The organism is Serratia marcescens, assembly GCF_001902635.1.
Lineage (GTDB): Bacteria > Pseudomonadota > Gammaproteobacteria > Enterobacterales > Enterobacteriaceae > Serratia > Serratia marcescens_F.
This window is the reverse complement of sequence record NZ_MJAO01000019.1, coordinates 70,771-82,046: the sequence shown is the minus strand read 5'-3', so window position 1 is coordinate 82,046 and position 11,276 is coordinate 70,771. Positions and strand designations below refer to the sequence as shown.

Below are 11,276 nucleotides of genomic sequence, written 5' to 3'. Positions count from 1 at the left end.
CGCGAGCCAGTTCGAACAGCCGCCGCGCCGCCGGGGTCAGCCCCAGCATGTGAATGCAGGCATGCACCATGCCCGGCAACCGTTCACAGCGCACCGCCTCGCGCAGCCGCTGCGCATACTGCTCGGCCTCATCGCGCAGCGGATCATATTCGCAGCTCAGGATGGTGGCCGGCGGCAACCCGTGCAGCGTGGCGGCATGCAGTGGTTCGGCGCCGGGATCGCGCCGCTGGGCCAGATACTGCTGCCAACAAAACACCATCGCGTCGCGCGTCAGAAAATATCCCTCGGCAAACTCGCGATAGCTGGTCGTCGTCATCTCACGGCTGAGCGCCGGGTACAGCAACAGCTGGCGCTCGATGTGCGGGCCGCCGCGATCCCGCGCCAGCAGCGCGACCGCCGCTGCCAGATTGCCCCCGGCGCTGTCGCCACCCACCGCCAGGCGCTTCACATCGATCCCCAACTGCGGCGCCTGTTGCGCCACCCAGCACAGCGCCTGATAGACATCTTCCAGCGGCTGCGGAAACGGGTATTCCGGCGCCAGCCGGTAATCGACCGACAGGATCACCCGGCCGGTGGCGTTGGCCAACGCCTGACAGGGCCGGTCGTACAGCGCCAGCGAGCCGAGGCACCAACCGCCGCCGTGGGCGAACAGCATCGCCGGCTGCGCGGTCGCGCGGTTTTCCCCCGCAGGGTGATAGGCGCGCAGCGCAATCCGGTGTCCATCGGCGGCGACCACCGTACAATCCCTGACGCCGCCGCTCAGTTCCGCCTCCCCCTGCAGCTGGCGTAAACCGGCTTCCGTGGCCGCCCGCATTTCCGCCAGCGAAGCGGGCGGCGGCGTAGCGGGCGGCGGCGTAGCGGCCGATGCCGTCAAAAAGGCGGCGATGCGTTCATCGAGCGGCATGCTGTTCTCCTGCCAGGAACGGTGTAATCAGTGCGATAAACGCCTCATGACACTCCTCGGTAATGAAATGGCCGCAGCCGGCGACCGTTTCGCCCCGCAGATCGTGCGCATTGCCTCGCAGCGTCGTCAGCGGCGCGTCGCCGGTGGCGTGTTCCGCGCCCACCGTCAACACCGGCATCGTCAAGGGCGTGGCGGCGCGCAGCCTATTCTGGCGAACGGTCTCCGGGATCGCCCGGTAATAGTCGAAGCCGGCGCGCAGGCCACCCGGCGCCGAATAGGCGGCGATATACACCTCCGCCGCCACCCGATCGCGCCGATAGGACCAGCGGTTGAAGATATAGCCAAGATACTCCCGCTCACGCCCCTGGGTCAGGGTCTCCGGCAAATCCGCCAACTGGTTGAACATGAAATGCCACAGGAAGATGTTCTCCTCCGGCGCGACGAAAATCGGCGGCGGCGGTGCCAGGCCGGGGATCACCGCCTCTGTCAGCACCAGACGCTCCACCGCCTGCGGGAAATCGCTCGCCATGGCGTAACCGATCCACATGCCGATATCGTGGCCAACCAGCTGGTAGCGATGATGGCCCAGCTGCGCCATCATCGCGTGCAACGTCGCACCAATGCTGCCGGTGTCGTAGCCGCCGACGGGCTTGTCGGAATCGCCGATGCCCGGCGGATCGACCGCAATCGCCCGAAAACCGGCCGCCGCCAGCGCCTGCATCACATGGCGCCAGGTGTACCAGGTTTGCGGCCAGCCGGGGATCAGCAGCACCGGCCGCCCTTCACCGGCCACCACGCAGTGAAGGCGCCGGCCGTTGACCTGGATATAGACGTGTTCCGCCGCGAGATCCGCCAACGGGATCTCGTTCTGTAGGTATTGCATGGGGTGACTCCCTGAAGGGTTGGGCTCAGCGAATGCCGAGCAACGCATTGATCTGCTGTGGGTTGATCGGTGCGCCGGCGAAGTCGTCGAACACTTTGTCGGTGACGCGGATAATGCGATCGCGAATGAAGGCTGCACCTTCACGCGCACCGTCCTGCGGGTTTTTCAGGCAGCATTCCCACTCCAGCGCCGCCCAGCCCGAATAGCCGTACTGCGTCAGCCGCGAAAAGATGCCGTTGAAATCGACCTGGCCATCGCCCAGCGAGCGGAAGCGGCCGGCGCGATCGACCCAGGATTGATAACCGCCGTAAATGCCCTGGCGCCCGGTCGGATTAAACTCGGCGTCCTTGACGTGGAACATGCCGATAACCTCTTTATAGATATCGATAAACTCCAGATAGTTGAGCTGCTGCAGCACCATATGGCTCGGATCGAACAGCACCCGGCAGCGCGGGTGATGGCCGACGCGCTCAAGAAACCTCTCGAACGTCACGCCGTCGTGCAGATCCTCACTCGGATGAATCTCGTAACACAGGTTGATGCCCTGCTCGTCGCAGGCGTTAAGCACCGGCAGCCAGCGTTTGGCCAGCTCGTCGAACGCGGTGTCGATCAATCCTTCCGGGCGTTGCGGGAACGGGAACAGATAGGGCCAGGCCAGCGAACCGGAAAAGGTGCCCAGTTCGCTGAGCCCGAGCCGCGCCGACGCCTTCACCGCCAACAGCATTTGCTGCCGCGCCCACTCGCCCCGCGCCTGCGGATTGCCCTGCTGCGCCGGCGGCGCGAAGCTGTCAAACAGCGCATCGTAAGCCGGGTGCACCGCCATCAGTTGGCCGAAGATATGGCTGGTCAACTCGCTGACCACCAACCCATGCTCCGCCAACATGCCGGTCAGGTCATCACAGTAAGTTTGGCTTTCCGCGGCGGTAGCCACGTCGAATAAACGCCGATACCAGGCCGGGATCTGCAATGCGGTAAAGCCGGTCGCCGCCGCCCATTCGGCGATGGCGGGCAGGCTGTTGAACGGCGCCGCGTCATCGCTGAACTGTGCAAGATGCAAGCTTGGACCTTTGAGGGTTTTCATCGTAAACTCCTATTGGTTGTCGATTGACAAACAATAGGAGCAAAATGCGGCGACCGCAAGCGAAATTTATAAAGACATTGGTATTCCCGTCGATTTGAGCGATCCTATGTCGCTGAATGACAGGCAAATTGGAGCAGCGAATGGCAGGCAGACCGCGCGAGTTTGATCGCGAACAGGCGCTATTGAAAGCGCGCAACTTATTCTGGCGGCAGGGTTACGAAGGGACCTCGATGTCAGATCTGGTGGCTGAATTGGGCATTGCTTCCGCGCGCATCTACAAGGCGTTCGGCTCCAAAGAGCAACTGTTCCGCGAGGCGATCGCCAGTTACGAAAGCGCAGAAGGCGGCTTCGCCGATCGCGCCTTCGGGGAGGAAAGCGGCATTCGCCCGGCGATCAGGCGCCTGCTGGAAGACGCCGTGCGGCTCTATAGCCGGCCGGATCTGCCGCAGGGCTGTATGGTGGTCTCCTCCGCCGCCAGCGTCAGCGCGGAAAATGACGGGCTCAAAGTCTGGCTGGCGCAACATCGGCTGCAGCGCACGCAGCAGATCGTTGAACGGCTGCGGCAGGCGGTGCGCACCGGCGAACTGCCGGCCGACACCGACGCCGACAGCCTGGGGGACTTTTTCGCCGTCTTCCTGCACGGCCTGTCGATTCAGGCGCGTGACGGCGTCACGGAAGCACGACTCTTGGCGGCGGTAAACGTGGCGCTCACCGCCCTGGACGGCGCTTAATCTTCCGGCAGATCGAAAATCACCAGCGTGCCCTCGCTGCCCGGCAACACGCGGTGCGGCACGCCGGCGGCAGCCTGATACAGCTGGCCGGCCTGCACCACAATCGCTTCCCCCGCCACCAGCAGCCGCAGCTGGCCGCTGATCACCAGCAACCCTTCGCTGTAATCATGCACTTCATCCGCAATGCTGCGTTCATCCATACGCATCACTTTGATATTGGCCACACCGACGCGGCCCAGCACGGTAGAACGCCAGGCCTCGGGCAATTCGGCGGCCTGCAGGTTTAAATCGAACAGCATCGGCATCCCCTATTTTTCTCGAGCGCAGCGGCACTCTACACCGATCGCGCTCAACGCAAAAAGATCCCTCGGTTGTAGCTTATGCCCGTCAGGCCTACACCTGTACCCGTCGGCTGATCTCCACCACCTGGTCGCTGGGCAGATAATAATAATCCGTGACGTGCATGCCGTTACGCACCATCAACGCGAACAGATTACGCTGCCACACCGGCAGCCGATCGCCCGCCTCGCGCCGCACCACGGTTTCGTGGCCGAGATAGTAGGTCGCCTCGTCGAAGTTCAGACCGCATTTCTGCGCTTCGGCGTGCTGCAAGAGCTGCGGGATATTCGGCCGCTCCATAAAGCCGTAACTGGCTACGCCGCACCAAAAGCCCGGCGCCAGTTCGCGCATTACTAACCGATCGGCGTTCAGCACCCGCGGCTCATTGACGATGGCGATGGTCAGCGCCAGCACGTTGGCGTGCAGCGAACCGTTGCGCTTGACGTGCCATTTCATCACCGGCGGCGTGCCCTGCAGGCTGCGGGTGAGGAACACCGCGGTGCCCGGCACGCGCGGCACGGATTCACGGCTGATTTTCGCCAGGAAATCCTCTATCGGCACCATGGTCTCGCCGAGGGTGCGCGCGGCCGCCAACACCCCGCGATGCCAGATCAGCATGACGGTATAGACCGCGGCGGCAAGCAGCAGCGGCATGTAACCGCCTTGCAGTACCTTGGTCAGGTTGGCCGTCAGGAAGCTGAGATCGACCACAAAGAAGCCCCCCGCCACCAACAGGCTGGCGGCCAGCCCCCAGCGCCAGACCTCACGCATCGCCACGAACAGCAAACCGGTGGTCATGATCATGGTCAGCGAGACGGCAATGCCGTAGGCGGCGGCCAGATTGTCCGACGACTTGAAGAACACCGTCAGGAACAGCGTCACCACCATCAGCAGCCAGTTGATGCCGCCGATGTAGATCTGCCCATAGCTCTCCTCGGTGGTTTGCTTGACCCGCAACCGCGGCAGCCACCCCAGCTGGATCGCCTGCCGGGTCATGGAAAAAGCGCCGCTGATGATCGCCTGGCTGGCGATAATCGTCGCCAGCGTCGCCAGGATCACCAACGGTATCAGCAACGCCGGCGGGCACAGGCGGAAGAAGATGTTTTGCGTGACGTCGGCGCCGCTCAGGATCAGCGCGGCCTGCCCGGCGTAGTTGAGCAACAGACTGGGAAACACGATGCCGAACCAGGCCAGCCAGATCGGTTTTTTGCCGAAGTGGCCCATATCGGCATACAGCGCCTCGGCGCCGGTAACGCACAGAAACACCCCGCCCAACACCAGAAAACTGGTCAACCCGTTGGAGAACAGGAAATGAATCCCGTACAGCGGGTTCAACGCCAGCAGCACCGCCGGATGTTGAATAATGCCCCACACGCCGAGGGCGGCGATCGACAGGAACCACAGCGCCATGATCGGCCCGAAGACCCGGCCGATACGCGCGGTGCCCAGCGGCTGAATGGCGAACAGGCTGAGTAAGATCACCACCGCCGCCGGCAAAATATAGGGCTGCGAGGCCGGCAGTACGATGTTCAGCCCCTCCAACGCCGAAAGCACCGAGATGGCCGGCGTGATGGCGCCGTCGCCGTAGATCAACGCCGCGCCGAACAAACCGGCGAACAGCACCAGCGGCCGACTTTTCGTTTTGCTCACCAGCAACGACATCAGCGCCATGATGCCCCCCTCGCCGCGGTTGTCGATACGCATGGCAAACATGGCGTATTTCAGCGACGTGACGATCACCAATGTCCAAAAAATCAGCGACAGCAGGCCGAGGATCACCGGCGCCGAAGGGGCGTCGCCGGAGAGAAACAGCACGGTTTTCAGGGTGTACAACGGGCTGGTGCCGATATCGCCGAACACCACGCCCAATGCGCCCAAGGCCAACGGCGCCAGGCCCGTCTTGTTCGAGGTTTCCATATCATTGCCGACTGACATCTGCTCGCTCCTTAGCGTTGCACTGAGAGTAGGAATTATTGTCACTTTATTGCCGTCGCGCCACCGGTTCGGTCCCGGTAAGCATAACCTAACCGTCATCTCCACAGGTTACAGTATCGCGCGTTTGCGGCACAAAACCCGTCGCCGGTGAGCCACGGTTTAGAAACGCCGTCGCAAGATAGTCTATAGTCCTTATGCTGCTGTCACTTTCTTGTTTGCGCGCGTCGTTGGAGAAGTGAAATGAACGTCAGGCTTAACACCCATGTTTCCGCCCGGCGCCTGTTGCCCAACGGCTGGGACGTCATCGCCTTCCCGCTAATCATCGGGCTGATCGCCATGATGGCCATCGGCCTGCACCAAACCCTGCAGCCAATAGTGACGCTGAAAACGCAGGCAGTGTCGCTCGATCCCGTCAACCTGCCGGAGTACGCCTTGCGCACCACGCTGCGCATGCTGGTGGCGATGGTGGCCGCGCTGGCGTTCTCCCTGGTGTATGGCACCCTGGCGGCCAAAAGCCGGCGCGCCGAGAAGGTGCTGGTGCCAATCCTCGATATCTTGCAGTCGGTGCCGGTGCTCGGCTACATCTCCTTCACCGTCACCTTTTTCATCGCCCTGTTCCCCGGCCGGGTGTTGGGCGTCGAGCTGGCGGCCATGTTCGCCATCTTCACCAGCCAGGCGTGGAATATGACCTTCAGCTTCTACCAGTCGCTGCGCACCGTGCCGCGCGATCTGCAAGAGGTGGCGCGCGGTTTCCACCTCAGCCCGTGGCAGCGCTTCTGGAAGTTGGATGCGCCGTTCGCCATGCCGGGGTTGATCTGGAACATGATGATGTCGATGTCCGGCGGCTGGTTCTTTATCGTGGCGTCGGAAGCGATCACCGTCGGCAACAACACCTTTACGCTGCCAGGCATCGGCGCCTATCTTGCGCAGGCGATCCTCAGCAAGGATCTGCACGCGGTCGGCTGGGTGCTGCTCACCATGACGGTGGTGATCCTGGCCTACGATCAGCTGCTGTTCCGGCCGCTGGTGGCGTGGGCGGACAAATTCCGCATGGAAACCACCCGCTCGGCGAGCGCCCCGACGTCCTGGCTGTTGAACCTGATGCGCCGCACGCGCCTGATCCACCTGCTGCTGACGCCGCTGGGCGCGCTGCTGGCCAAAACTGCGCGCCTGAAACTGAGCTTGCCCGCCCGGCCGCTGCGGCGCGGCAATACCGCCCAACGGCAACGGCGATCGCGCATTATCGATAGGTGCTGGAACGTCATCGTGGTTCTGCTGACGCTGGCGATCGCCTGGCGCGTTGTTCTCTATGTGCAAACCGGGGTTACGCTTGATGAAGTGGGCCATGTGATGGTTCTGGGGCTGATCACGCTGCTGCGCGTGGCGGTGCTGATCGCCCTGTCGTCATTGATCTGGGTGCCGCTCGGCGTGCTGATCGGCCTGCGCCCGGCGTTGGCCGGGAGAATCCAGCCGATCGCCCAGTTCCTGGCCGCGTTTCCGGCGAACCTGCTGTTCCCGGTGTTCGTTATCACCATCGTGCATTTCCAGCTCAACCCCGATATCTGGCTGTCGCCGCTGATCGTGTTGGGCACCCAGTGGTACATTCTGTTCAACGTGGTGGCGGGCGCCAGCGCGCTGCCCAACGACTACCGCGAGGCCGCCGCCAATTTTCACATTCGCGGCTGGCAATGGTGGCGCCAGGTGATGCTGCCGGGCATCTTCCCCTATTACATCACCGGCGCCATCACCGCTTCGGGCGGGGCCTGGAACGCCAGCATCGTGGCGGAATTCGTTCAGTGGGGCAGCACCCAGGTGAAGGCACACGGGCTGGGCGCCTACATCGCCGAAACCACCACCGCCGGCGACTTCCCCAAGATCATTCTCGGCATCGCCGTGATGTCGTTGTTCGTCACGCTGTTCAACCGCCTGCTGTGGCGCCCGCTTTACGCCTACGCCGAATCCCGTTTCCGCATCGATTAAGGAACCGTTCAGATGTCAGATCTTCACCCAACACCGCTGACCCACTCGCCCGGCGAGGCCATTTTAGCGGTCAACGCGGTCAGCCACGGCTATGACAAGGCGCACGGCGAACTGCTGATCCTCGACGGGGTCAATCTGTCGTTGCGGGCGGGCGAAATCGTCGGGTTATTGGGCCGCTCCGGCTCGGGCAAATCGACGCTGCTGCGTATCATCGCCGGCCTGGTCACCCCTACCGCCGGCACGGTGAATTATTTGGGGCAGCCGCTGAGCGGCCCGGCCAAAGGCGTCGCCATGGTGTTTCAAACCTTCGCCCTGTTCCCCTGGCTAACGGTGCTGCAAAACGTGGAAGCCGGCCTGGAGGCGCTGGGCGTCGCCCCCGCCGAACGGCGCGAGCGGGCGCTGGCGGCCATCGACCTGATCGGCCTGGACGGTTTCGAAAACGCCTACCCGCGCGAACTCTCCGGCGGTATGCGTCAACGCGTGGGCTTTGCGCGCGCGCTGGTGGTGGATCCGACGCTGCTGTTGATGGATGAGCCGTTCTCGGCGCTGGACGTCTTGACCGCCGAAACACTGCGCACCGACCTGCTGGATCTGTGGACCGAAGGGCGAATGCCGATCAAATCGGTGCTGATCGTCACGCACAACATCGAGGAAGCGGTATTCATGTGCGATCGTATTCTGCTGCTCTCGTCCAACCCCGGCCGGGTGATCGCCGAAATCAAGGTGCCGTTCAGCCACCCACGCAACCGGCTGGATCCGCAGTTCCGCCGGCTGGTGGACGATGTGTACGCCAAGATGACCGCCCGACCGAGCGACGGCAACGTCAAAAAAGAGCTGAAACTCGGCACGCGGCTGCCACATGTTTCCACCAACCTGATTGCCGGCCTGATCGAAACGCTGGCCGCCGCGCCCTATTTCGGCCGCGCCGACATGCCGGAGATCGCCCTTTCGCTGCATCTGGAGGTGGATGAACTGTTCCCCATCGCCGAAGTGCTGCACTCGCTGGGCTTCGCCGAGGTGCGCGAAGGCGACATCTTCCTGACCCCACCGGCGCGCGCCTTCGCCGACGGCGACGTTCAGGCGCGCAAGGTGCTGTTCGCGGAGCATCTGCTGCGCTATGTGCCGCTGGCCGCGCTGATAAAGAACGTGCTGGATGAACGGCCGGGCCACCGCGCCCCGCGCGTGCGCTTCGAACAAGAACTGGAAGACTCGCTGTCCGACAGCGCCGCCAAAGAGACGCTGGATACGGTCATCAACTGGGGCCGCTACGGCGAGATCTTTTCCTATAATGACCAAACGGCGTTCTTCAGCCTGGAAGACGTCGAGTTCTAACCCGCTGAGCCCGCCGCCGGCGGGCGTTCACGCCGGGGAACAAAAAATATTCAACAAAACGGTTGAATATTAGCCTGCCTGTTCTATATTCAACCATATGGTTGAATTATCTTCCTCTCAGCTGGACGCCATTTTTCATGCGCTGGCCGACCCGACCCGCCGCTCGATGTTGCGCGCGCTGGCCGCCGGCGAACGCAGTATCGGCGAACTGGCCGCGCCGTTGCAAATGTCATTCGCCGGCGCCTCCAAGCACGTGAAAGCACTGGAACATGCGGGCCTGGTGCAACGAACCGTGCAGGGAAGAAACCATATCTGCCGGCTCGAACCCGAGCCTATGGCGCAGGCCATGCAATGGCTGCAAACCTATGAACATTTCTGGACTGAACGGCTGGACGCGCTCGAACAGGCGCTGCGGCAGGCCGAACAGCATCCTCCCAAGGAGTGAACCATGAATGATTACGGCATCATTATCGAACCCGGCACGCTGCGCATCCAGCGGCTGCTGCCCGGCCCTATCGAACGGGTGTGGACTTACCTGACCGACTCAGACAAACGCGCCACCTGGCTGGCGGCCGGCACCATGACGTTGGAAAACGGCGCACCGCTGGAGCTGGAGTTTCGCAATTCCGATTTGGCGGGCGAGCATGAACAGCCGCCGGCCAAGTATAAACAGCACGGCGGCTGCGTCAGCAACCGCGGCCACATCACCTGTCTGTTTCCGCCGCGGCTGCTGAGCTTTACCTGGGCGGAACAGGATCAAGGGCGCCCTTCCGAGGTAACCTTCGAACTGACGGAACAGGGCAATGCGGTGTTGCTGACGGTGACCCACCGGCGTCTGGCCAACCGCGACGAGATGCTCAGCGTCGCCGGCGGCTGGCATACCCATCTGGATATCCTGCTGGATCGCCTGCACGATCGCGCGCCGCGCCCATTCTGGAGCACCCACGCCCGGCTGGAAGAAGAGTACCGCGCCCGTCTGTGATCAGGTTTCGTCCCTGCGCCTGAATGCCAGATAACCGGCGATCAGCGTAAAACCGCCGACCAGCAACACCAGCAGAATAAAACCGTGGTGATTGCTGGCCAGCGGGATCCCCCCGACGTTCATCCCGAAGAAACCGGCGACGATATTGATCGGCAACGCCAGTACGGTGATCACCGTCAGGGTGTAGAGCGTGCGGTTATTCTGCTCCATCAACTTGGCGCCCAGCTCTTCCTGCAGCAGCCGAATGCGTTCGGTCAGGCTGGCGAGATCGTTCAGCACCACGGTGAACTCTTCGGTAAACTGCCGCAGATCCTGCACCACCTCGCGGCTCAGCCAGGACGGCGGTCGATTCAACAGGCGAAACAACGCCGCCGGTTCCGGTGCCAACAGGCGCTGGAAGCGCAACAGCATGCGGCGCATACGCCCCAACTCGGCGCGGTTGCGTTTAACGCGGCTGCTCAGCAAGCGATCCTCGATGGTATCGACATACTGGTTGGCCTGCCGCACCACCTGCTCCAACACGTCCTCCTGTTCTTCCAGCAAATGCGCCAGCAGTTCGGTGGACGACGCCAGCTGCAGCGCCGTCAGGCGGCCGAGCAGCCGTTCGATCAGCCGCACCGGTTTGTGACGCACGCTGACCACCAACCCGCGGCAGCAATACAGCCACAGCGTCGCCGTTTCCGGGTTGTTGTCCTCGGGGTGGAAGATCACGTCGTTGAGCACGGCGAACAGGTCGTCGCCCTGGCGCTCAATGCGCGTGGTGTGGGAACCGTGGCGAATTTCGTGAAAGAAAAAATCGGAAATGGCGAAATGGTTTTTCAGCCACTTCTCCGCTGTCGCGTGGGTGAGGTTGAGGTGCAGCCAGATAAAACCGTCGCCGGGCGGCAGCGCCTGATAGGCCTGGCAGACCTGTTGCGAGTTCAAACGCGCCGGCGGCTCGCCGGAGCGAAAGGCATAGCCGTAGATCAGCCCGGTCACTTCATCATCAAAATCAAGCTTGTGCATCTTTTCCGCTAACATCTGCGCCATAACGCTTTTTCCCGCTTACCGCCGTTAACCCAAGACTGTCCCCGCTGTTATAGCAATCTTTATTTGCCGGCGTTAATTAT

The 11,276-nt window shown here is 62.6% G+C and carries 11 protein-coding genes; 5 read left to right on the top strand and 6 right to left on the bottom strand.

The genetic code is table 11. The features are described from left to right. From BHU62_RS18445 to BHU62_RS18435, 3 genes are all read right to left on the bottom strand, one after another. Window positions 1-904, bottom strand: a 904-nt coding sequence (locus BHU62_RS18445) for an alpha/beta hydrolase (RefSeq protein WP_073533385.1), incomplete at its 3' end; no start/stop codon positions are given. Then, entirely contained in the window at window positions 891-1,787 is an 897-nt protein-coding gene (locus BHU62_RS18440) for an alpha/beta fold hydrolase (RefSeq protein ID WP_073533383.1), read from the bottom strand. The genes BHU62_RS18440 and BHU62_RS18445, both read right to left, overlap by 14 nt. A 25-nt stretch (window positions 1,788-1,812) precedes the next feature. Further along, on the bottom strand, window positions 1,813-2,868 hold the full coding sequence (locus tag BHU62_RS18435; RefSeq protein WP_073533381.1) for a sugar phosphate isomerase/epimerase family protein: 1,056 nt from the start codon (window positions 2,866-2,868) through the stop codon (window positions 1,813-1,815). Window positions 2,869-3,008: 140 nt separating this feature from the next. Between BHU62_RS18435 and BHU62_RS18430 the strand changes: the two genes are divergently transcribed. Beyond that, window positions 3,009-3,599 (top strand): TetR/AcrR family transcriptional regulator, encoded by a 591-nt coding sequence (locus tag BHU62_RS18430; RefSeq protein WP_073533380.1) that lies wholly within the window; start codon window positions 3,009-3,011, stop codon window positions 3,597-3,599. Here BHU62_RS18430 and BHU62_RS18425 read toward each other — a convergent pair. Next, window positions 3,596-3,898, bottom strand: a complete 303-nt coding sequence (locus tag BHU62_RS18425; RefSeq protein ID WP_073533389.1) for a cupin domain-containing protein — start codon at window positions 3,896-3,898, stop codon at window positions 3,596-3,598. The genes BHU62_RS18430 and BHU62_RS18425 overlap by 4 nt on opposite strands. Before the next feature lie 94 nt (window positions 3,899-3,992). Further along, window positions 3,993-5,873: a potassium transporter Kup gene (locus BHU62_RS18420; RefSeq protein WP_073533379.1), complete on the bottom strand. Its 1,881-nt coding sequence runs from the start codon at window positions 5,871-5,873 to the stop codon at window positions 3,993-3,995. Window positions 5,874-6,113: 240 nt separating this feature from the next. On the opposite strand from BHU62_RS18420, the gene BHU62_RS18415 reads away from it, so the two are divergent. The 4 genes from BHU62_RS18415 to BHU62_RS18400 all read left to right on the top strand — a co-directional run bounded on the left by BHU62_RS18415 (window position 6,114) and on the right by BHU62_RS18400 (window position 10,167). Then, the gene (locus tag BHU62_RS18415; protein ID WP_073533378.1) at window positions 6,114-7,853 is read left to right on the top strand and encodes an ABC transporter permease; all 1,740 of its coding nucleotides are present in this window, start codon (window positions 6,114-6,116) and stop codon (window positions 7,851-7,853) included. Window positions 7,854-7,865: 12 nt separating this feature from the next. Continuing rightward, window positions 7,866-9,185 carry an AAA-associated domain-containing protein gene (locus BHU62_RS18410; protein WP_073533377.1) on the top strand — a complete coding sequence of 440 codons (1,320 nt, stop codon included), beginning with the start codon at window positions 7,866-7,868 and terminating at the stop codon, window positions 9,183-9,185. Between the two features lie 97 nt (window positions 9,186-9,282). Further along, window positions 9,283-9,630, top strand: a complete 348-nt coding sequence (locus BHU62_RS18405; protein ID WP_073533376.1) for an ArsR/SmtB family transcription factor — start codon at window positions 9,283-9,285, stop codon at window positions 9,628-9,630. 3 nt (window positions 9,631-9,633) lie between these two features. Beyond that, entirely contained in the window at window positions 9,634-10,167 is a 534-nt protein-coding gene (locus tag BHU62_RS18400) for an SRPBCC family protein (protein ID WP_073533375.1), read from the top strand. Here the strand turns inward: BHU62_RS18400 and BHU62_RS18395 are convergent, their stop codons facing one another. Further along, a complete protein-coding gene (locus BHU62_RS18395) occupies window positions 10,168-11,196 on the bottom strand; it encodes a transporter (protein WP_073533374.1) in 1,029 nt (342 codons plus the stop codon). Between the last annotated feature and the right edge of the window lie 80 nt (window positions 11,197-11,276).

Coding starts and splice junctions, on each gene's coding strand:
- BHU62_RS18440 (WP_073533383.1), bottom strand. CDS start 1,787: ATGCAATACCTACAGAACGAGATCCCGTTGGCGGATCTCGCGGCGGAA.
- BHU62_RS18415 (WP_073533378.1), top strand. CDS start 6,114: ATGAACGTCAGGCTTAACACCCATGTTTCCGCCCGGCGCCTGTTGCCC.
- BHU62_RS18410 (WP_073533377.1), top strand. CDS start 7,866: ATGTCAGATCTTCACCCAACACCGCTGACCCACTCGCCCGGCGAGGCC.
- BHU62_RS18425 (WP_073533389.1), bottom strand. CDS start 3,898: ATGCTGTTCGATTTAAACCTGCAGGCCGCCGAATTGCCCGAGGCCTGG.
- BHU62_RS18435 (WP_073533381.1), bottom strand. CDS start 2,868: ATGAAAACCCTCAAAGGTCCAAGCTTGCATCTTGCACAGTTCAGCGAT.
- BHU62_RS18430 (WP_073533380.1), top strand. CDS start 3,009: ATGGCAGGCAGACCGCGCGAGTTTGATCGCGAACAGGCGCTATTGAAA.
- BHU62_RS18420 (WP_073533379.1), bottom strand. CDS start 5,873: ATGTCAGTCGGCAATGATATGGAAACCTCGAACAAGACGGGCCTGGCG.
- BHU62_RS18400 (WP_073533375.1), top strand. CDS start 9,634: ATGAATGATTACGGCATCATTATCGAACCCGGCACGCTGCGCATCCAG.
- BHU62_RS18395 (WP_073533374.1), bottom strand. CDS start 11,196: ATGGCGCAGATGTTAGCGGAAAAGATGCACAAGCTTGATTTTGATGAT.
- BHU62_RS18405 (WP_073533376.1), top strand. CDS start 9,283: ATGGTTGAATTATCTTCCTCTCAGCTGGACGCCATTTTTCATGCGCTG.